Origin of the sequence: Microlunatus elymi (assembly GCF_007362775.1) — a bacterium.
Taxonomy (GTDB): domain Bacteria; phylum Actinomycetota; class Actinomycetes; order Propionibacteriales; family Propionibacteriaceae; genus Microlunatus; species Microlunatus elymi.
The window spans coordinates 1,649,367-1,670,544 of record NZ_CP041692.1 but is presented as its reverse complement, the minus strand read 5'-3'; the positions used below and the strand labels follow the sequence as shown (position 1 = coordinate 1,670,544).

16 protein-coding genes are annotated in these 21,178 nt (G+C 68.5%); 4 read left to right on the top strand and 12 right to left on the bottom strand.

Translation table 11 applies throughout. The annotated features are described in order from the left end of the window. Positions 1 to 18 precede the first annotated feature (18 nt). From FOE78_RS07450 to FOE78_RS07440, 3 genes are all read right to left on the bottom strand, one after another. Complete coding sequence (locus tag FOE78_RS07450; RefSeq protein WP_143985723.1) at positions 19 to 1,488, bottom strand: DUF5719 family protein; 1,470 nt, start codon at positions 1,486 to 1,488, stop codon at positions 19 to 21. Further along, complete coding sequence (locus FOE78_RS07445; protein WP_143985722.1) at positions 1,485 to 5,171, bottom strand: glycosyltransferase; 3,687 nt, start codon at positions 5,169 to 5,171, stop codon at positions 1,485 to 1,487. Before FOE78_RS07445 ends, FOE78_RS07450 begins: the two co-directional genes overlap by 4 nt. Before the next feature lie 407 nt (positions 5,172 to 5,578). Next, complete coding sequence (locus FOE78_RS07440; protein WP_143988662.1) at positions 5,579 to 5,839, bottom strand: WhiB family transcriptional regulator; 261 nt, start codon at positions 5,837 to 5,839, stop codon at positions 5,579 to 5,581. A 619-nt stretch (positions 5,840 to 6,458) separates the two neighbouring features. Here FOE78_RS07440 and cofD point away from each other — a divergent pair. Both cofD and FOE78_RS07430 read left to right on the top strand, forming a co-directional pair. Beyond that, positions 6,459 to 7,448, top strand: a complete 990-nt coding sequence (gene cofD, locus FOE78_RS07435; protein WP_143985721.1) for a 2-phospho-L-lactate transferase — start codon at positions 6,459 to 6,461, stop codon at positions 7,446 to 7,448. Then, positions 7,445 to 8,326: a coenzyme F420-0:L-glutamate ligase gene (locus FOE78_RS07430; protein WP_143985720.1), complete on the top strand. Its 882-nt coding sequence runs from the start codon at positions 7,445 to 7,447 to the stop codon at positions 8,324 to 8,326. The genes cofD and FOE78_RS07430 overlap by 4 nt, the downstream gene beginning before the upstream one ends. A 64-nt stretch (positions 8,327 to 8,390) precedes the next feature. Here the strand turns inward: FOE78_RS07430 and FOE78_RS07425 are convergent, their stop codons facing one another. Further along, positions 8,391 to 9,470, bottom strand: a complete 1,080-nt coding sequence (locus tag FOE78_RS07425) for a mannose-1-phosphate guanylyltransferase (RefSeq protein ID WP_143985719.1) — start codon at positions 9,468 to 9,470, stop codon at positions 8,391 to 8,393. A 71-nt stretch (positions 9,471 to 9,541) separates the two neighbouring features. On the opposite strand from FOE78_RS07425, the gene FOE78_RS07420 reads away from it, so the two are divergent. Beyond that, positions 9,542 to 10,300 carry a TIGR03089 family protein gene (locus FOE78_RS07420; RefSeq protein WP_228266092.1) on the top strand — a complete coding sequence of 253 codons (759 nt, stop codon included), beginning with the start codon at positions 9,542 to 9,544 and terminating at the stop codon, positions 10,298 to 10,300. A 545-nt stretch (positions 10,301 to 10,845) separates the two neighbouring features. Here FOE78_RS07420 and FOE78_RS07415 read toward each other — a convergent pair. From FOE78_RS07415 to iolC, 7 genes are read right to left on the bottom strand one after another with little or no spacing between them, the layout of a single operon-like run. Then, entirely contained in the window at positions 10,846 to 12,339 is a 1,494-nt protein-coding gene (locus FOE78_RS07415; RefSeq protein WP_143985718.1) for a CoA-acylating methylmalonate-semialdehyde dehydrogenase, read from the bottom strand. Positions 12,340 to 12,380: 41 nt separating this feature from the next. Further along, on the bottom strand, positions 12,381 to 13,421 hold the full coding sequence (locus FOE78_RS07410) for a Gfo/Idh/MocA family protein (RefSeq protein ID WP_143985717.1): 1,041 nt from the start codon (positions 13,419 to 13,421) through the stop codon (positions 12,381 to 12,383). 60 nt (positions 13,422 to 13,481) lie between these two features. Then, on the bottom strand, positions 13,482 to 14,387 hold the full coding sequence (locus FOE78_RS07405) for a sugar phosphate isomerase/epimerase family protein (protein WP_210414872.1): 906 nt from the start codon (positions 14,385 to 14,387) through the stop codon (positions 13,482 to 13,484). Between the two features lie 52 nt (positions 14,388 to 14,439). After that, entirely contained in the window at positions 14,440 to 16,377 is a 1,938-nt protein-coding gene (iolD, locus tag FOE78_RS07400) for a 3D-(3,5/4)-trihydroxycyclohexane-1,2-dione acylhydrolase (decyclizing) (RefSeq protein WP_210414871.1), read from the bottom strand. A 26-nt stretch (positions 16,378 to 16,403) separates the two neighbouring features. Beyond that, positions 16,404 to 17,273 carry a 5-deoxy-glucuronate isomerase gene (iolB, locus tag FOE78_RS07395; RefSeq protein WP_143985715.1) on the bottom strand — a complete coding sequence of 290 codons (870 nt, stop codon included), beginning with the start codon at positions 17,271 to 17,273 and terminating at the stop codon, positions 16,404 to 16,406. Beyond that, the gene (locus FOE78_RS07390) at positions 17,270 to 18,220 is read right to left on the bottom strand and encodes a Cgl0159 family (beta/alpha)8-fold protein (protein ID WP_143985714.1); all 951 of its coding nucleotides are present in this window, start codon (positions 18,218 to 18,220) and stop codon (positions 17,270 to 17,272) included. The genes iolB and FOE78_RS07390 overlap by 4 nt, the downstream gene beginning before the upstream one ends. Next, the gene (gene iolC / locus FOE78_RS07385) at positions 18,217 to 19,326 is read right to left on the bottom strand and encodes a 5-dehydro-2-deoxygluconokinase (protein WP_143985713.1); all 1,110 of its coding nucleotides are present in this window, start codon (positions 19,324 to 19,326) and stop codon (positions 18,217 to 18,219) included. The genes FOE78_RS07390 and iolC overlap by 4 nt, the downstream gene beginning before the upstream one ends. Before the next feature lie 96 nt (positions 19,327 to 19,422). On the opposite strand from iolC, the gene FOE78_RS07380 reads away from it, so the two are divergent. Next, positions 19,423 to 20,292 carry a GntR family transcriptional regulator gene (locus FOE78_RS07380; protein WP_143985712.1) on the top strand — a complete coding sequence of 290 codons (870 nt, stop codon included), beginning with the start codon at positions 19,423 to 19,425 and terminating at the stop codon, positions 20,290 to 20,292. A gap of 82 nt (positions 20,293 to 20,374) precedes the next feature. On the opposite strand, the gene FOE78_RS07375 is transcribed toward FOE78_RS07380, so the two are convergent. Continuing rightward, positions 20,375 to 21,175 (bottom strand): sugar phosphate isomerase/epimerase family protein, encoded by an 801-nt coding sequence (locus FOE78_RS07375; protein WP_210414870.1) that lies wholly within the window; start codon positions 21,173 to 21,175, stop codon positions 20,375 to 20,377. Between the last annotated feature and the right edge of the window lie 3 nt (positions 21,176 to 21,178).

Genomic DNA, 21,178 nt, shown 5'->3' with positions numbered 1-21,178 from the left:
TCGTACGACCATTGGCGACTACTGGGCGACGTGCGGGTCGTACTGGGTGCCACGAGCGCTGCCGGCCAGGCTCGGAGTGATCAACGCGGCGGCGGCCAGGCCGTTGACACTTCCGGTCAGCTGACGCAGTGTCACACCGCCGTACAGCTGGGATCCGGCCGGCGTCTTCACCTGCAGGTAGGCCGGTCCGGCCTGGGTGACGCGGCGCTCGATCGACGCACCGGGTGCCACCGGAATCCGTTCGTGGTAAAGGGAAACGCCGTCCAGGTTGATCAAGGAAACGTCCGCGGTGGCGATTGCCGAGCCGCCGTTGCTGATCGCCAACTCGGTCTCCGAACCGTCGACCACCGCGGCCGGCGCCAACCCCAGCGAGGTGATCGCCGGCTGCGCGGTGTTGATGGCGATGTCGTTCGGCTTGGTCTTGCCGATCCGTTCGGAGCGGACCGCCGAGACCACCTTCTGGTCACTGGTCACCCGGACGGTTCCGATCTGACCGGCCAGCCCCTTGGAGACCTCGACCTCCACCACCGACTGCCCCTCGACCGACGTCTCGCCGGCGTCGGCCGGGGTGAACGGGCCGTCCGGTCCGAGGATCTCGATCTTGACGTTCGCCCGCCGCTGGCCCGGATTGCTGATGATCAACTTCCGGGCACCCGGACCACCGGGAACCGCCGGGATGATCTGCTGGTTGGCCGGCGCCGCCGAGGCGGGATGCCAGTCGGCGCCGGTCGGGGTATGGTCGGCGGCGCTGCGCAGATCGCGCGCCATCGCCGACACCCGGCCGACCGAGGCATGCACGTGCACGGTCACATCACCGTCGAGGTTGCCGAGCAGGTCCTGCAACGAGACGGTCCGGCTGCGCCCGGCCGGGATCAGCAGACCGGAGCCACCGGGAACCGACAACTCGCCGTCCGGGCCGAAGAACGTCAGGTCGACCTCGGCCTGCTTGTCGTCGGGATTGCTCAGCACCAACTGGCTGCGCAGCCGGTCGGCGGCGCCCAGGCCGGTGAACCACTGGTCGACGACCGGACTGGTGCACGCGCCGAGCGACAGGCCGCGGTCCTCGCCGCTGTCGGTCGAGCCGAACACCATGCCGGCCGAGGTGCCGGCCATGATCCCGTCCGCGGTCAGTTGCACCGAGTTCTGCGGGCCGGTCAGGATCTTGCCCTGCCCCGGCGTATCCACCGACAGCGGAGCCGAGCCCTCGTCGGCGCTGCCGAGCTCGCGGCCGGTCAGCGTGCCGGTGTCGTTGGCGGAGGCCTTCGCCGCCACCGCGTACACCTGCGACTCGGCGCTGTCCGAGGACTTTCCGGCGTTCAGGGTGCCAGTTGTGCAGACCGAACTGGTCCGCCCCAGCATCGGCTGGCTGCTGCCGGCGGCCGGCGGCTGTGCGGTCGGTACGAGGTAACCGAGGAGGCCGATGCCCGTGGCGACCACGATGGCGACACCGACCGCGATCCAGCCGCGTACGGCGTTGATCGCGCTCATGCGTCCTCCTCGATCCGCGCCCGGGATGCAGCGATCGGCCGAGCCGAGATCTCCCGGGTGTCGTCGTCGTCGGGCAACTCACCGCCGCGCAGTGCCTCCAGCGTGGTGGTGCCGAGCAGGTCGCCGGAGTGTCCGTCGGTCGAGGTGGTGACGCCTCCGGAGACGGTGTTCCAGCCGGTGGTGCTGGTCAGCGAGGTCAGATCGTCGGCCATCGGCGGCAGGCTGCGCCGCATCGTCGGGCTCGCCCCGGCGGTGGCCACTCGGCGCGCGTCCTGCACCGGATCGCGCACCTCCGGACGGCGCACCGCCGGCGCGGCCAGCACGATGGTGATCAGCAGCGCGACGCCCTGGCCGATCGGGAACCACGGAATCGGACTGTTCAGCCGAACCACCAGCCGGCCGCCGGACTCGGGCATCAGGAAGCTCTGCTGCCAGTTGCCGTCGTGGGCGGGTGTCAGCTGCTTGCCGTCCAGCGTCGCGGACCAACGGGCATCGGCCGGTACGCCGAGCCGCAGCGTGCGTTGCAGGCTGCTGGCCGGGACCTGAACCGTCTCGCCGGTGCTGACCGGGTCGTCCAGCCGGGTCACCTGCTCACCCGACACCAGCCGGACCCGCGAGGTCGGCTGGCTCAGCTGCCAGACGCTAGCCGAGGTGTTGCCGCTGGCGCCGGCCAGGCCGGGGGTGTTGGTGATCCGGTTCCGGATGTCGTCATCGGCCCCGCTGACCCAGACGTAGTTGACGCCGAGATCGGACAGATCGGAGGCGACCTGGGAGTCCCCGGACCCGGAGACCAACCGGCCGACCACGCCGGCGACCTCCTGTTGGGCCTGCTGCGAGCCGCCGAAGGCGAAGCCGCGCTCGGCGGTGCCGAGCCGGTTGCCGCCCTGCTCCACCACCGAGTAGTCGGCGCGTCCGTGGGTCAGGTCGATGGCCAGGGTACGAACGGCGGCCGGGCTGTCCTGCGCGTCGACGATGTACGGCGGAATCTGGTTCAGCTCGGTCCGCTGGATCGGTCCGGTGGCACCGGCGGCAACCCACCAGCCGGCGCCGAGCAGCCCGATCAGTCCGGCCAGCACACCGGCAAGCACCGACAGCGGCTGGGCGACGGAGAAACTCTGCCGGCCCAACTGCTGGGTGTAGCCGTCCAACCCGATCGCCCCGGCCAGCACCAGCGCGCCGAATCCGAGCAGCAGATAGAGACCGACGTACGGCCTGGTCAGGGTGTCCAGGGTCGGGACGGTGACCAGCAGCCGGGACAGCACGATGGCGGCGGCGAGCGCGACCAGGCCGACCACCCAGCCGGTGATCACGGCCCGGCGGCGCGGCGAACGCAGCAGGCCGCCGAGGGCGACACACCAGATCGCGCCGAACACGATCACGCCGACCCACAGCGGCGGCAGCCCGGCCCCACCGTCGCGGCCGATCAGGAACATCCAACTCGAGGCCGGCAATGCGGTGGATTCGAGCGACGGATCGGGGCCGGTGAGCAGCCGGCCCCAGGTCCGGATCACGGTCGGCCACCACGGGCTGAGGATGACCAGCGGGACCGCGATCGCGATCACCAGCCGGCCGATCTTGCGCGGTTGCCGGGCCACGGTGAACGCGGCGACCACGGCGAGCAGCACGGCGACCAGCAGCAGGGACGGCTCGAAGGCGGCCAGTGCGGTCAGCACCAGACCGGCACCCCAGCCGCCGCGCCAGGCCTCCGGGTTGCCGACCCGGCGCAGCACCAGCGCGCGGCCGGCCACGGCCAGCAGCGGCAACAGGATCGCGGCCACACTGAGCATCAGCCGGCCCTGGTTCGTGCCGCCGAGCAGCACCGGCAGCAGGGCGTAGCTGGTGGCGGCCCAGAGCCGGACCCGACGATCGGTGATGACGCGCCGGATCAACGGGTAGACGCTGAGCAGGGCCAGCGGCACGGTGCCGATGATCAGCACGGTGACCAACCACTCGGGCTGGCCGACGAATACCGTGCCGGCCAGCGCGATCAGGCCGGTCCACGGGGCGTTGGTGCTCCCGGGCGCACCCGGGATGGCGGCGGTGAAGGTGTGCCACAGGTTGCCGAGGTCGGTGCTGACCGGCAGCAGGTAAGGACTTGTCAGCGAGCCGAGACCGATCAGTTGACGGGCGGCGACCACGGCCGCGACCACGCTCAGCAGCAGCGCGATCACGATCGGCGACAGCCACGGGCTGGTCTTCTTCTCCTCCGGCGCGCTCGGCAGCTCGTCGCTGGTCAGCTCGTCCAGGCTGGCCGCGCCGGGCGCGGAACCTGCGATCGCCACGTACCGGTTGCCGACGGCGGCGGTGATCTGGTCGATCGCGGCCTTGGCGCCGCTGAATCTGCCGGGCCGCAATCGCTGCACCGCGGCCTCGCCGCGCGGATCCGTCGTCAGTCCCTGCAGCCGTTTGCGCATCCGGACGATCCGCCGCGGGTGGCAGGCGAACGATCGCGCCGCGGCGATCTCCTCGGCCGCCCGGCCGGGCACCTTGCCGATCAGGTAGCCGACGGCGTGCACGATGCAGCCGAACACCAGCCGCAGCCAGACGAACGGCAGCGCGGGCGCCGGGGCGTGCGCGGCGACCAACGCCATCCCGAGCTCGCGGTCGACCTTGTCCGGATGCTTGCCGCCGATGCCGCTGGGACGAAGTCCGGCCCGGCCGACCTGACGGTGAACCATGGTGGCGGCGGGCGTGGTCATCACCCGATGACCGGCCAACTGGGCACGCCAGCCGAATTCGACGCCGTCGCGGAAGCCGGGGACGGCCGGATCGAAGCCGCCGAGTTGGTCGAAGACGGTCCGGCGGACCAGCATGCCGCAGCTGGACACGCCGAGTCGGCGGACCGGCTGGTCCCGCTGCCCCTGGTCGATCTCGCCGGAGTCCAGGCCCAGGTGGCGACGGCCGGAGCCGGCGATGGAGACGCCGAGTTCGCTGATCTCGTACGGCCGATGCCGGCGGCGCGGCCGGAGCAGCTTCGGTCCGGTGATGTCGATGCTCGGGTCGGTGACGACGTGGCCGAGCAGCTGCGCCAGCGCCTGCGGGGCCGGTGCGGCGTCGTCGTGCAGCAGCCACAGCCAGTCCTCGGCCCCGGCTGTGGATCCGGGCCCTGCTGTGGATCCGGGCCCTGCTGTGGATCCGGGCCCTGTCCCGGAGCCGTGTTCGGCGGCATCCTGGTCCAGCGCGGAGCGGATCGCGTCGCCGTAGCCGTAGCCGTGGCGGCCGAGGTAGACCGCGTCGAGCTCCCGGCGCTGGATGGCGTCGTCGAGCAGGTCGAGGGTGTTGTCGGTGCTCTCATTGTCGATCGCGATCACCCGGTTGGGGCGCCGGGTCAGGCCGGCCAGTGCGGTCAGGGTCTCGGAGAGCCAACCGCCCGCGTTCTGGGTGACCAGGACTGCGGTCACCCGGCAGTGGGAGATGTCGACGATCTCGGGTTCGTCGGCGGCCGAGGCCCACGCCCACGGGTCGTCGGGATCCAGTACCGCTGTCTGCGTACTGCCGTTCCCGGCCGGTGCGGAAGCGTGCTGGTTGGTGGCCGGCGGCTTGGCCGGCGCGGCCGCCGGTTGCGGGGTCGGGTGAGTTGGGGTCGATGAACCGAGGGGCGCCTTGATCCGCGGCAGGAATGCCGTCTCGCCGGCGTCCAGCGGGCTCTCGGGGTGCTCCCCGAGCGCCGGGTTGTCATCCATCACGATTGCCTGAACTACCCCTACGAAATCGTCGTCAGCAGCCGACCGGCGCGCAGCCGTACGGACACAAGAGTCAACTCCGCGCAGCCGGCATCGGGCACGCGGGCGGCCACTACTGTATGCGAGCCTCCCCGTCGGCGAGCATTCGAAGCGGTGCGGGCGGCTCAGCTGCGGCTTTGTCCGCAGCCGTTGTCGGCGCGGGCGTTCCGGTGGAGCAGGGGTGGCAGCCGGCGGGTCGGGACCGGCTGCGGGTGCTGACGTCGGTGGTCCTGGTGGACCGAGTGGCGCACGGATCGAGCGGGACGAGGCGGTTTGATCGGACGGTTCGGTAGGGGCTGGGTACGTGTTCGGGCACGTCGTGGATCAGGCCCGCGGCCGAGGGCACCGCGGACTGCGACCCGTACGAGCTAGACGGCTCGCTTCTTCAGCTTGCGCCGCTCGCGCTCACTCAACCCGCCCCAGATGCCGAACCGCTCGTCGTTGGACAACGCGTACTCCAAGCACTCGGAGCGGACGTCGCAGGACAGGCAGACCTTCTTGGCCTCACGGGTCGATCCGCCCTTCTCCGGGAAGAACGCCTCGGGATCGGTCTGCGCACACAGAGCCCGTTCCTGCCAGCCCAATGCGCCTTCGTCGTCGAAATCCGGTTCCAGCCCGAACTCCTCCATCATGGTGCCTCCTCGACCCTCGTCCACCAGTCGCCGGCCGGGTGCCCACTCGCGGTGCGGACACACCTGAACGACATAAGTGAAATTACATGCCTGTCAATACCGATAAGTCAAGTGCGCAGGTGGTACAAGGGGTCCGAATATCACACTCCGGGTCGCCGCGCGACCCGCCTGCTGAGAGCCCCCGGGCACAATCCGCGCCCTCGCCGAGGCCGTCGTCGAACCGGACCGAACTGTCCGCCGAACCATGATCAACTTCGTTCCTGGACCGACCGGCGAACCGGCCGATCCGGAAGTTGATCATGGTCGACGGACTCGTCCCGGTGCCGTTGAACGGTGGCGATCCAAGCCGGTCCGGGAGGTCTCGACCGACGCGCCCACCGAGTCACCGCGGTCGAGGAACGCATCCCGGACGGGCGGCCTCGTTGCGGGCCGATCGCGAAAATCGATCGACGGATTGCAAATCACCGGAATCGGCCGGAACAATTCCAATATCGATCACCGAATTGACCGAACTGTGATGGGCGTTAGCTGGGTTTTCAATCACCCGCCGATCCGGCCCACCGACAGCACCCAACCCCCGGCCGACCTGACGGCTCGGCGGTGACAGACTGACCCGGTGCAGATTGCGGTGTTGGCCGGTGGTGTTGGTGGTTCGAGATTCGTCCAGGGCGTCCGTCGGGCGTACCCGGACGCGACCGTGACGGTGATCGTCAACACGGCCGACGACATCACCCTGCACGGCCTGCACATCTCTCCCGACCTGGACACCATGATGTACAGCCTGGGCGGTGGGATCGATCCCGAACGCGGCTGGGGCCGGGCGGAGGAGACCTGGCGGGTCGGCGGCGAGTTGGCTGCCTACGGCGTCGAACCGTCCTGGTTCGGGCTGGGCGACCTCGACCTGGCGACCCATCTCGTACGGACTCAGATGCTGGATGCCGGCTATCCGCTGTCGACGGTGACCCAGGCGCTGTGTACCCGATGGCTGCGCGACGCCGATCAGCGGGCCCAACCGGTACAGCTGGTGCCGATGACCGACGACCGGGTGGAGACCCACGTGGTGATCGACGACCCGGCCGCGGCGTCCGGCCGGCGGGCAGTGCACTTCCAGGAGTACTGGGTCAAGCTGCATGCCGAGCCCGAGGCCCGGCAGGTGCTGCAGGTCGGCATCGACAAGTGCCGGCCCGCTCCCGGCGTACTGGAGGCGATCTCGACCGCCGAGCTGGTGCTGCTCGCGCCGAGCAATCCGGTGGTGTCGATCGGCCCGGTGCTGGGCGTGCCGGGCATCACTGCGGCGATCCGGGCGGCCAAGGCGCCGGTGGTCGGCTTTTCCGGCATCATCGGCGGTGCGCCGGTGCTGGGCATGGCGCACCGGCTGCTGCCGGCGATCGGCGTCGACGTCGACGCCGGCTCGGTCGGGCTGCACTACGGCGCTCGCCCGGCCGACGGCGTGCTGGACGCCTGGATCGTGGACACCGCCGACGCTGGGGCCTTGCCGCGGTTGCGCGAGCACGGACTGATCGCCGCCAGCACGGATCTGATCATGAGTGAACCGGCGGCCACCGCCGACTTCATCCAGCACGGCGTGAAGCTGGCCACCGAGTGATCACCATCTTCGCGCCGGACGGGATCGGCGAGGTCAATCCCGGGGACGACGTCGCCGAGGTCATCATCGCCGCGCTGCGGCAGCATGATCAACAGCTGCTCGACGGCGACGTCCTGGTGGTCACGTCCAAGATCATCAGCAAGGCCGAGGGACGATTCGCCGACGCCGAGGACCGGCAGCAGCAGATCGACTCCGAGACCGTACGAACGGTCGCTCGACGCAAGTCGATGGGCATCGTGGAGACCAAGCACGGGCTGACCCAGGCCGGTGCCGGGGTGGACAACTCCAACGTCGCGCCGGGCCGGATCCTGTTGCTGCCGGTGGATTCCGACGCCAGCGCCGAGGTCCTGCGATCGGCGCTGAGTGATCATTTCGGGGTACGGGTCGGGGTGATCATCTCCGACACCGCCGGCCGGGTGTGGCGGGTCGGGCAGACCGATCACGCGATCGGCAGTGCCGGCGTCCGGGTGCTGGACAGCTACGCCGGCCGGACCGACGATTACGGCAACGAACTGCACGTGACCAGCGTCGCCATCGCCGACGAGTTGGCCGCCGCAGCGGATCTGGCCAAGACCAAGCTCGAGGGTCGTCCGGTGGCCGTCATCCGCGGTGTCGGTGATCATGTGGTGGCGCCCGGGCCGTCGGCTCGTGACCTGCTGCGTACCGGGGACGAGGACCTGTTCTGGCGCGGCAGCCGGGAGGCCGTGCTGGGTGCGCTGTTGGCCGCGGTCGGTTATCCGGAACGCTACGAGCAGGTCGTCCGGCTCTGGGACCGGGACGAACTCTTCGCCGCAATCACCGATGGCGTCGACCTGACCGACCCGGTCCGGACCATGATCAGGACGATGATCGTCGCCGCCCAACCGCTCTGGCCCTGATGTCCCTGACCGAGTTGTCAGAAGGTAGTTGGGTTATAGGCCAACTACGTTCTGACAGGTCGGCTCAGGCGTAGGAGGTGCCGAGCCGCTCGGTGACCTCGGCGACCAGTTCCTTGATCCGCTCCGCCTCACTGATCGGACAGACCAGGGTGATCTCCGGAGTCTGCACCACCACCGTGCCGGACAGGCCGAACACCGCGACCACCCGGCCGTCCTCGTCCTGGTTGATCACCACGTTGTCCGAACTGTCCACCAGCACGCTCTGCCCGGTGGTGGCGTTGCCGTCGGCATCGCGCGGCAGCTGCGATCCGAGGGCCTCGAAGCCGCCGACGTCGTGCCAGGTGATCGGCAGCCGGACGGCGAGCACCTGGGCCGTGCCCTCACCGCGGGAAACCGGCTCCATCACCGCGTAGTCGACGCTGATCTTGGGCAGCTGCGGATAGAGCTCGCCGAGCCGACTCGGATCGGCGGTCAGGGTGGCGAGGATGTCGTACGCGTCCGGGCGCAACTGGCGGAGTTGATCAAGGAAGGTGGCGCAGCGCCAGACGAACATGCCGGAGTTCCACCAGTACTGCCCGGAGGCCAGGTAGCGCTCGGCGGTCTCCCGGTCCGGCTTCTCGGTGAAGCTGGCAACCTGGCAAACACCGGTATGACCGGCGATCGCCGAACCCCGTTGCAGGTAACCGAATCCGGTGTGCGGGGCGGTCGGCACCACACCGAAGGTGATCAAGGAATCGGCGTTCGACTCGGCCACCCGGAAGGCTTTCTGCAGCGCGGCCCGCAGAGTCGAGACCGGGTTCATGATCTGGTCGGAGGTGACCGAGGCCATCACCGCATCGGGATCGCGCTGGGCCAGCACCGCGGCCGGATAGGCGACGGCGTTGAGGGTGTCACGGCCGATCGGCTCGCCGAGGATGTTGTCGACCGGAATCTCCGGGATCTCCTCCGCGACCGCATCGCGGAAGTCGGCACCGGTGCAGACCAGCACCCGTTCGTCCGGCACCAGGCCCTGGATCCGCTCGTACGCGATCCGCAACAGGGTCTTCCCGTCGACCAGGTTGAGCAACTGCTTCGGCGTGCCCTGTCGAGAGAGCGGCCAGAGCCGGGTTCCGGCGCCGCCGGCAACGATCACCACGTAACGCATGCGGACACCCTACGGGGACTCGGACCAGCCGGGGCCCGGTGTACCGATGCGGGGTCTGTCACCATCGGCGGGTGACCGAACTCTTCAACCGGCTGCTGGCCGCCCGCAACCGTACGGCCGGAGCGTTGCCGTTGATCACCTACTACGACGAGGATCGCGGCGAACGTACGGAGTTGTCGGGGACCTCGTACGCCAACTGGGTCGACAAGACCGCCGGCTTGCTCGTCGACGAGGTGCTGATCGAGAGCGGGCAGCCCGTCCGGCTGGACCTTGCCCGGAGCGCCCCGCTGCACTGGGTGACCCTGGTCTGGGTGGCGGCCTGTTGGCGGGTCGGCTGTCCGGTCCTGGTCGGTGACGCCTCTGCCGGGTTTGGTGGGTCGGATGCCGCGGTTGTGGTGGTCGGTCCGGACTCCGCCTTCGACCAGCCCGCGGCGGGGGTCGAAACGATCGCCTGCAGCCTTCACCCGCTGGGTCTGGGGTTCACCGATCCGCTGCCGGACGGGGTGATCGACTACGGCATCGAGGTACGCGCCCAGCCGGACAGTTTCCGCGGTCCCTTTCCGGATCCTGCTGCCACCGCCTGGATCGAAGATCCGGGCCTGCACCCGACGCGACTGACCCAGGCGGAAGTGATCACCAGCAGCCCGGTCAGCTCATCATCGCCGGCCCGACGGACCATGATCATTCCGGATCCATCGGAATCACTCTGGACCAACCTCCAACGCGCCCTGGTCAACCCGGTGATCACCGGCGGCTCGGTGGTGATCATGGTCGGCGCTGCTCCCGAACGTCGCGCCCAGGTAGCCGATGCCGAGCGTGTAGAAAGCTGATCAGCCGCTCCGTCGATTCGCAGCAGATCTGAGCCACCAGGGTCCTGAGCTTGTCGAAGGACCGGGGACCACTACCACAGCCGACGCCTGGCGACCAGCCCGCACCTGAGTGCCCCGGCCCACCGCACAGGAGCACCCTGCGGACAGCGCCCCCAGACACCCACTACTCAGGACCCCCTCCTGTCAGCACGAATATGGCTGCGCAACCCCCGGGATTCGCCAACTGGTGGCGCGCGTTCCGCAGCCCCGAATCACAGGAGGCTCGGTCACCCAGAGAGTGGAATATGGGTGAGCAGGCTCCTGCAATCCGCGAGCTGACCGCACGCACGGGTACACCGCGCCAAACTCCCAACCTGTAGCAGGCCCGAGCCACCTCAGCCCTCGGATTTCAGGAGGTTCCGGTCCCCAACACAGGACTATGGGTGCACAAGCTCCTGGAATCCCGCGATCAGCGCCACGTACGCCGTGCCGCGGGAGTCGTACGGGCGGCCGACCGGGGCATGGACGCTGTCGTCGTCCATTCGAGCAGATTCGAAGGACGAACGTCACTCGTTCTGCGGGAAACCGAGGTTGATGCCGCCGTGCGAGGGATCCAGCCAACGGGTGGTGATCACCTTGCCCCGAGTGAAGAAGTGCACGCCCTCGGTGCCGTGCGCATGAGTGTCGCCGAACAGCGAGGACTTCCAACCACCGAAGGAGTAATAGGCCATCGGCACCGGGATCGGCACGTTGATGCCGACCATCCCGACCTCGATCTCGTTGGAGAATCGCCGGGCCGCGCCGCCGTCGTTGGTGAAGATCGCCGTCCCGTTTCCGTACGGGTTGGCGTTGATCAACTCGACCGCCTCCTCGAAGCTGTCCACCCGCAGCACCGACAGCACCGGGCCGAAGATCTCGTCGGTGTAGATCGACATCTCGGTGCCGACATGATCAAACAGCGTCGGCCCGACGAAGAAACCCCCGCCGTCGGCATCGGGACTCACCTCGCGCCCGTCGACGACCAACGTCGCACCGGACTGCTGGCCCGCCTCGACGTAGCCGAGCACACGCTCCTTCGCCTGCGCCGTGACCAGCGGGCCCATGTCCGATTCGCGCCGACCGTCACCGGTACGCAGTTGCTCGGTTCGCGATTTGATCTTGTCCACCAGGGTGTCGGCGATGTCCCCGACCGCGACCACGGCGGAGATCGCCATGCATCGTTCCCCCGCCGAACCGTAGCCGGCGTTCACGGCCTGGTCGGCAGCAAGATCAAGATCGGCATCCGGCAGCACCACCATGTGGTTCTTGGCGCCGCCGAGTGCCTGCACCCGCTTGCCGTTCGCCGTCGCGGTCTCGTACACGTAGCGGGCGATCGGCGTCGAACCGACGAACGAGATCGACTTGACCTGATCATGGGTCAGCAGTGCGTCGACGGCGACCTTGTCCCCGTTCAGCACGTTGAACACGCCGTCGGGCAGTCCGGCCTCCTGCCACAGCTTGGCCATCCACAGCGCGGCGCTGGGATCCTTCTCGCTCGGTTTCAGCACCACCGCGTTGCCGGCTCCGATCGCGATCGGGGTGAACCACAGCGGCACCATCATCGGAAAGTTGAACGGCGAGATGATGCCGACCACGCCCAGCGGCTGACGGACCGAATGCACGTCCACCCGGGTCGAGGCACCCTCGGTGAATCCGCCCTTCAACAGGTGCGGCATGCCACACGCGAATTCGACCACCTCGAGCCCGCGGGTGACCTCGCCGGTCGCGTCGGACAGCACCTTGCCGTGCTCGGCGGTGATCAGCTGCGCGACCTCCTCCTTGCGCTCGTTCAGCAACTCGCGGAAGCGGAACATCACCTGCATGCGCTTGGTCAGCGAGGTGTCGCGCCATGCCGGAAAAGCTTCGGCTGCAGCCGTGATCACCTGATCGGCGTCCTCGGCCGAGGCGAACGCGACCTGTCCGGTCACCGCGCCGGTCGCCGGATCGGTGACGTCTCCGAACCTCCCGGACGAACCGGAGAATTCCTTGCCTGTCGCCCAATGCGGCAGCGTCGTTGCCATGATCAATTCCTTCCCTCGTGTCGGCGGCGACTGCCGTCGCGTCATTCGGTTGGTCGGTCGACCGGCACCGGACGTGAACCGAGGTCGACCTCGACCCGGTCGCCGGTACGGATGGCCTCCACCCCAGCTTCGCAGACCGCCACGGCGGCGTACCCGTCCCAGGCGTCGGCGCCGTCGGGGCTGATGCCGCCGGTCCGCGCGGCATCGACCCAGCGTTGCAGTTCGATCGTGTACGCGTCGGCGAACCGTTCGATGAAGCCCTCCGGAATCAGTCCCGACCAGATCGCGCCCCCGGGCCCAGCCGTCCGGGTGATCCCGTGGTGATCAAGGCCGAAGACGGTGCTGCCGTTCTCGCCGACGACCTCGGTCCTGACCTCGTAGCCGATGCCGGTGCGGACGAAGATCTCCACCGTGACCAGCCGGCCGGCCTCGGTCTCGAAGATCACGATCATCGGGTCCGACACCCCGGCGGGTGCAGCCGCAGTGGCCGCCGGGCGATGCACCTGGACCGCGCGGATCTCCTCCCCCAGCAGGAATCTGGCCACATCGACCTCGTGCACCACCGAGTCCCTGATCATCATCTCGGAGTTGAAGTGATCACCGTTGTTCTTGTTCCGGTGGACGCAATGCAGCAGCAGCGGGCGGCCGATCGCACCGGAGTCGATCAACTGTTTGGCGGCGACGTACTCCGGATCGAAGCGGCGCATGAAGCCGAGCTGGACGATCTTCTTGCCCAGCTTGGCTTCCGTCTCCACCACCGCTCGCGCGGTGCGGATGCCGGTGGTGAGCGGCTTCTCGCACAGTACGGGGATGCCGCGGTCCAGGCAGGCCAGCACCTGTTCCTCGTGTACGGAGCCGGGGCTGGCGATCAACACGGCGTCGACGTCGTCGGCGTTGATCGCGGCGAACGGATCGGCTTCGACCCGGGCACCGACCTCCGCTGCAACCTCGGCCGCCCGTTCATGATCAAAGTCGTAGATCACGCTGACCCGGGCGCCGTGCACCCGGCTGCTCAGCGTTTCGGCATGGAAGCGGCCCATCATGCCCACGCCGAGCACGGCGATCCGCAGCGGGTCAGGCATGTCGGCGTCCCTGCTCGGGTCCCTGGCCCTTCGACAGGCTCAGGGATCTCGGTTCAGTGATCACTGGAGTCGACCTTCGAGGCAGGAGTTGAGGTAGGTGAAGGTGCGGCGGGCGATCGGCAGCGGCACCTCGGGCGGGCAGGGGTACATGTCCTGTTCCACGATGCCGTAGATCGGCCGGCCGAAGTCGCCGACCGCGTCGAGGATCGGAGCAAGATCGGGAACACCGGACGGCGGCTCGACCATCACGCCCAGTCTGACCGCCTCGGGAAAGGACAGATCCTCGGCCAGCACCTTGTCCCGGATCGCCGGATCGACCTGCTTCAGGTGCAGGTAGCCGATCCGCTCCGGATAGCGAGTGATCAGATCGAGGTTGTCGCCGCCGTAGTAGGCGACGTGTCCGGTGTCCAGGCAGAGATTCACGTACGCCGGATCGGTCGCCTCCAGGAAGCGTTCGATGTCGGTCTGATAGCCGACGTGGCTGTCGGCATGGCTGTGGAACTGGACCTTCAGGCCGTACTCGTCGAGGATCCGCCGACCCAACTCGTTCATGCCCGAGGTCATCCGCCGCCACTGCTCGGCGGTGAGCTCGCGTGGTTCCTTCGGCTCGCCGGTCTTGTGATCACGCCAGACGTCGGGGATCACCACGATGTGCTCACCGCCGACCGCGCGAGTCAGCGCACCGACGGTCGACACCTGACTCCAGACGTCGTCCCAGGAGTCGGGCTGGTGCAGATGCTCGAACACGGTGCCGGCCGACACCTTCAACCGGTGCGCGTCGAGTTGATCTTGCAACGCGTTCGCGTCGGTGGGCAGGTAGCCGACCGGCCCGAGTTCGATCCAGGTGTAGCCGGCGGCCGCCACCTCGTCCAGGAACCGGCCGGGGTCGACCTGCTCCGGGTCGTCGGCGAACCACACACCCCAGGAGTCCGGGGCGGACCCGATGGTGATCGGTTGTTGGGTCACTGCGTTCCTTTCCTGCCCGGTAAGGGGCCCTGAGCCTGTCGGAAGGCCTTGCTCAATCCACCGAATCCAAATAGATCCGCTGGTCGCTCTTGTGGTCGCGGTAGCTCTTGTACGCCTGCTGGGTCGACTCCAGCGTCGACACCTCACTGACCGGCACGTCCCACCAGGACCGGGAGTCCGGCGCATCGATGAACGGGTCCGTCTCGACGTGGATCACCACGCTGCGCTCCGCGCGCTTGGCCGCCTTGATCGCCGCCACGAACTCGTCTGCCGTTCCGGCGGTGATCACCTCGGCGCCCAGGCTGGCCGCGTTGGCGGCCAGGTCGATCGGCAGGAAGTCGCCATCCAGCCGGCCGGACGCGCCGCGGTGCCGATACCGAGTGCCGAATCGCTGTGAGCCGAGGGATTCGCTGAGCGATCCGATCGAGGCGAAGCCGTGATTCTGCACCAGGATCACGACCAGCTTGACGTCTTCCTGGATCGCGGTCACCAGCTCGCTGGCCAACATCAGATAGGACCCGTCGCCGACCATCACGAACACGTCCCGGCTCGGATCGGCCAGCCGTACGCCGAGCCCGCCGGCGATCTCGTAACCCATACAGGAATATCCGTACTCGACGTGATAGCCGCCGACGTCGCGGGTCCGCCACAATTTGTGCAGATCGCCGGGCATCGAACCCGCCGCACAGACCACGACGTCGCGCGGATCGGAATGCTCGTTGACCATCCCGATCACCTCGTTCTGGCTGAGCAGGTGAGCCGAACCGTCCGGCGCTCCACCGTCGACCCGCACGGCCGGATGACAGGCGTCGTCGACGATCTTGTCCCACTCGGCCTTGAGTTCGGTGATCTTGCTCCGGTAGCCGTCCTCGGTCCGGTGACCGGAAAGCCGGGAAGCCAAGCCAGTCAAGGAGTCCCGCGCATCGGCCAGCAGCGGCAGTCCCGATTCCTTGATCGAATCCAGTCCGGCCACGTTGACGTTGACGAACCGTACGTCCGGGTGTTGGAAGGCAGACCGGCTGGCCGTGGTGAAGTCCGAGTAGCGAGTCCCGATGCCGATCACCAGATCGGCCTCGCGGGCGATCGCGTTGGCCGCGGTGGTGCCGGTGGAGCCGACCGCACCCAGGCACAGCGGATGATCATCGAGCAACGCACCCTTGCCGGCCTGGGTCAGCCCGACCGGGATCCGGGTCTGGTCGACGAAGTCCCGCAACGCGTCCTCCGCCTGGCTGTAATGCACCCCGCCGCCCGCCACGATCAGCGGCCGCTGCGCGTTCTTGATCAACTCCGCGGCCCGATCCAGCAGCGCCGGCTCGGCCTGCGGCCGGGCCAACCGCCAGACTCTGGGCGCGAACAACGCTGCCGGCCAGTCGTACGCCTCGGCCTGCACGTCCTGCGGGAAGCACACCGTGACGGCGCCGGTCTCGGCGACGTCGGTCAGCACCCGCATCGCGCCGAGCAAGGCGGCCGGCAACTGCTCGGGTCGCTGCACCCGGTCGAAGTAGCGCGACACCGGCCGGAACGCGTCGTTGACCGAGACGTCACCGGCGTCGGTGCGCTCCAATTCCTGCAGCAGTGGAGTTGCGGCCCGGTTGGCGAATCCGTCAGCCGGCAGCAACAACACCGGGATCCGGTTGATTGTGGCCAGCGCGGCGCCGGTGACCATGTTCGTCGCCCCCGGCCCGATGCTCGTCGTCACCGCGTAGGTCTGCGTGCGGTTGCGAGCCCGGGCGAAGCCGACCGCCGTGTGCACGGCGCCCTGCTCGTTCCGGGACAGGATGTACGGCATGCTGCCCGGCTCGTCGGTGGATTCATGATCGATGTCGGCCTGCAGCAGCGCCTGGCCCAGCCCGGCGACGTTGCCGTGGCCGAAAATACCCAGGCTAACTGGGATCAGCCGCTGTCGGAGTCCGTCGCGTTCGCTGTACTGGTTGGCCAGGAACCGGATGGTCGCCTGTGCGACCGTCAGCCGTACGGTCTGCTCGGACATCGGTGCCGCTCCTCGGGTGTCGGTGGTCATCGTCGGCCGGTCAATCGCGGATCGAGTTGCTGGGAGTCCCAACTCGCCCGGACGAAGCGGTGGTCGGGATGATCGGAGATCAGCCAGGCCCGTTCGGCGGCCGGGCCGGCCATCACGTTCAGGTAGTACATCTCGAAGCCGGGGGCGGCCACACACGGACCGTGCCAGCCGTACGGCACCAGCACGGTGTCGCCGTCGCGGACCTCGGTCATGATCTTGATCGGCCGATCGTCCGAGGCGCGGGTCTGCATGTAGCCGAAGCCCGGTTCACCTTGGGGGCCGGATCCGATCTCGAAGTAGTAGATCTCCTCCAGCTCGGACTCGACCGGCCCGCCATGATCATGTTTGTGCGCCGGGTAGGAGGACCAGTTGCCGTCCGGCGTGATCACCTCGCAGGCGATCAACTTGCCGGTGTCGAAGGAGCCGACGGTGCCGAAGTTGCGGACCAGCCGGCTGGACTGGCCGGCGCCGCGCAGCTCGACCGGCACGTCGCCGGCAGCCCCGTAACGGAACGGCAGCCTGGTCTGGGTCCGGGCGCCGCAGAGAGCGAACCGGCCCCCGGCCGCCGACCCGACGGTCACCTGCGAATCGACCGGCAGGTAGCTGAAGTCGCTCGGTCCGGCGAACACCGATTCCCGCCCCACCAGCCGGTGGGTCTCGTGGCCGCAGCCCACGACCGCACTGCCGGCAAGCGGGATCAAGATCATCTCCTCTGCGCCGGTGTGCAGCCGGTGTTCCTGACCTCCTTCCAGGGCGAGGATCCGCAGACTGGAGTAGCCCCACCCGGCCGACTCCGGGGTCACCTGCAGCAGGTAGTCGTCGACCGCGGCCGTGCCGGCAGGCAACACCCAGCGCTCGGCGGTCATCGGAGATCTTCCTTCCTGGGAAGGGATTCCATCCTCGGATGAACCAGTCGGGCGGCGATGTCGACGGCCGCCGCGACGTCGTCGTCGCGGGGGTAGAGCAGGCTACGGCCGACCACCAGACCTCGTACCGGAGGCAGCGCCAGCGCAGATTGCCAGCTGGCATAGGTGAGGTCGGCGTCCTCGGCCGGATCGCCGCCGAGCAGCAGGGTCGGCAACGTGGTCGCCGCGGCAACCTGCTCCATCCGTTCGGTCACCGGCAGCTTCAACCAGGTGTACGCACTGGAGGCGCCCAGACCCTGCGCGATGGCCACCGATCTGATCACCGCCTCCGGGCTCAGGTCGTTGATCAACTTGGTGCCGGCGGCGGCGCGCCGGCTCAGGAACGGCTCCAGCATGGCGATCCGCCCGGACCGATTGAGTTCGTTCACTGCGGACGCGCAGGCCTGCAGGGTGTCCGCGGTTCCGTGATCATCCAGTACCAACCGGAGCAGCATCTTGCCGCCGTCCAGCCGGCCGGCGTTGATGCCGGCCACGTCGTAGCCGGTCATCCGATCATCGGCCTCGAACGCGGCACCGGCCAGCCCGCCCCGATTCATCGAGCCGAAGATCAACTTGTCCCGACAAGCGCCCAGCAGGAGGAGATCTTCGATGATGTCGGCGGTTGCCAGCACCCCGTCGACTCCGGGCCGCGACAGCGCAATCATCAACCGGGACAGCAATTCCGTACGATCGGCCATCGCGGTGGGCCGGCCGAGCGCCGACAGCGAACCGCGGGCCGGATGATCACAGGCGATGATCATCAACCGCCCGTCGACCGGCAGCCCAGGGCTCGTCCGGGCCGCCAACAGCCGCCCGATCCGTCCAGGGTCGGTGAGCCGAAGGTCGGTCAGCTCGGCGATCGTGACCCGATCGGCGGACGGATGTTCCAGCACGGCCTCACCGGTCATGATCGAATCGCCGTTCTTGCCGGGCCGGGCATCGGGGCAGCAGAACCAGCGTCCGGGTGGGTGGCCGCGTCGGCGAGGCCCGCGTTGGGATCGCCACCGGCCAACAGGGTGTCGATCTCTTCGGCGGTCGGCATCGCGGTGGAGCACTCCAGCCGGGAGGCGACGATCGCTCCGGCGGCGTTGGCTCGCTGCAGCACGGTTCCCAGCGGCCAGCCGGCCAGCAGCCCGTGAGCCAGCGAACCGCCGAACCCATCGCCGGCGCCGAGGCCGTTCATCGGCGTGATCATGATCGGCGGCGACACCACCCGCTCGGTACGGGTCTTGGCCAGCACACCGTCCGGCCCTTGCTTGACGATGGCCAACTCGACCCCGGCTTCCAGCAGCGCATCGGCCGCGCGTTCAGGATCGGACTCACCGACCGCGACCTCGCACTCCTCCCGGTTGCCGACCGCGACGTTGACCTGCGGCAGCACCTTGGCGATCTGTGCCCGAGCGGCCTCGGGCGACTCCCAGAACATCGGCCGATAGTCAAGATCAACAACGGTGAACGGCTTACGCTGCCGCGCCTCCAGCACCGCGAAATGTGTTTCCCTGCTGGGATTCTCGCTCAACCCGGTGACCGAGATCCAGACCAGATCGGATCCGCGGACGGCATCGAGATCGACGTCGGCCACGCGCACCTGCAGGTCGGGTGCCGACGGCTTGCGGTAGAACCAGATCGGGAAATCGTCCGGCGGGAAGATCTCGCAGAAGGTGACCGGAGTGGCGTATTCGGTGTTGGTCACCACGTGCCGGTCGTCGACCCCGAGGTCGACGAGTTGGCGGCGAACATAGCGGCCGAACGGGTCGTCGCCGACACCGGTGATGATCGCCGCGCGCCGTCCGAGCCGGGCGGCGGCGACGGCGACGTTGGCGGTGGTGCCGCCGAGGTACTTGCCAAAGGAGGTCACGTCCTCGAGCCCGACGCCGATCTGCTGCGGGTAGATGTCCACTCCGCTGCGGCCGAAGGTCAGGACCTCGTGCCCGACGGCGCCGTCGCGCCGGGCGCGGGAGCGATCGTCCGGCTGCCTGCGGGATCGGTCATCAGCTCGTACCGGTTCGGCCATGGGCACAGCCAACCAGCCCGGACCACCCAAGGTCAAGCTTTGTCCAGACAAACAGTCAATAGTCCAACATCGGACCGATCTGGTTAAGCTGCGCGCATGGTCGACCCTGGAGCGGACATCTCCGCCCCGAATGCCGCCGGCCCGCCAACCGCACCGAAGGGCGTGCAGGCAGCGGATGCCGGCAGCACGACGAACGCGCCCGGCGAGCCGACGCCGACCGCCCCTCGGCAGCTGCCGATCATCCTGGACCGCAACAGTCCGGTGCCGCTGTATCACCAGCTGGCACAGGCGATCGAGGCCGCGATCCGTTCCGGCGAACTGTCCCCCGGCGATCGCCTGGAGAACGAGCTGTCGATGACCACTCGGCTCGGTCTGGCCCGGCCGACCGCGCGGCAGGCGATCGGCGAGCTCGCCCGCAAGGGGCTGGTGGTGCGTAAACGCGGGGTCGGCACTCAGGTGCTGAGCCCGCGGATCAATCGCGAGACCCGCCTGTCCAGCCTGTACGAGGATCTGCAGGCGGCCGGCCGGCGGCCGGAGACCCGCCTGCTCTCGTACGAGCTGGGGGTGTCTGCCGAAGACCTACTGTCCAGCGGCGTCGAGCTGGCCGAGACCGAACTCAGCGGTGAGTTCCTAAAGATCACCAGGTTGCGGATCGCCGACGGGCTGCCGCTGGCGATCCTGACCAACCATCTGCCGGCACGGCTGGCGGTCAGCGAAGCTGATCTTGCCGGCACCGGTCTCTACGCGGCGTTGCGCGCCCGCGGGGTCAATCTGCGGGTCGCCCATCAGACGGTCAGCGCTCGGTTGATGACCGCCGACGAGGGCAAGCTGCTGGCCGAGCGCCGACCGGCAGCCTGCCTCACCGCACTCCGGGTGGTGTACGACGACAGCGGCCGGTTGGTCGAGATCGGCCAGCACGTCTACCGCGCCTCGCACTACTCCCTCGAGGTCTCCCTCGCCCCTTGAGCTCGACAGGCTCCTGAGCCCAATGGCTGCTGAGGTCGATGCCCCTGAGCTCGATGGCTGCTGAGCGTGTCGAAGGGCTGAGTCAGCCCAACGTGTCGGTCAGGAACCGGTAGCTCTGGGCGATGCCGTCGAAGATGTCGCCCTCGTAGTGATCGAATTCGATCACCGCGTACGGCAGCTCCGGATTGGCTGCCAGCACAGCGGCCAGCGGCACGTCGCCCTGTCCGGCCGGCTGCTGGTCCGACGGCATGTCGGCCGCGGTGATGCCCGGACGCATCGGCCCGTCCTTGATGTGCACGGCAATCACCCGATCACCCAGTTTCTCCAACAAGGCAACGGGATCGGCGCCACCGGCCGTGGCCCAGTAAAGATCAACTTCGAGCAACACCGCCGGATCGAGCAGGCCGGCGAAAACCTCCAGCGCGGGCCGGCCGTCGATCTGGGTGGCGAACTCGTGATCATGGTTGTGGTAGCCGACCTTGAGACCGAATTCCGCGGCCTGCTTCGCGCTGGCGTTGAGCCGCTCGGCGTTGCGTTGCACGTCGTCGGCGGTCGCCCAGCGACTCGGAGCGACGAACGGATCGATCACCACCTGCACGCCGAGGGTGTTGGCGGCGGCGAAGACCTCCTCGGCCGGCGGCACCGACAGCAGGCCGTCAGGTGTGGCGACGCCCTCGTTCTCGATCAAGATCGCGTGCGCGGTCGGCGCGCTCAACCCGTACGCGTCGAACGACTTCTTCAGCTCGTCCGCCCGGCGGACGAAGTCGAACGCCTCGACGGTCCGCAGTCCGATCTCGAACAGCCGCCGCAGCGACCCGTCGAGGTCGGCATCGAGCTGGGCATGAATCGAGTAGAGCTGTACTGAAATTTCGGGCTTGGACACGTG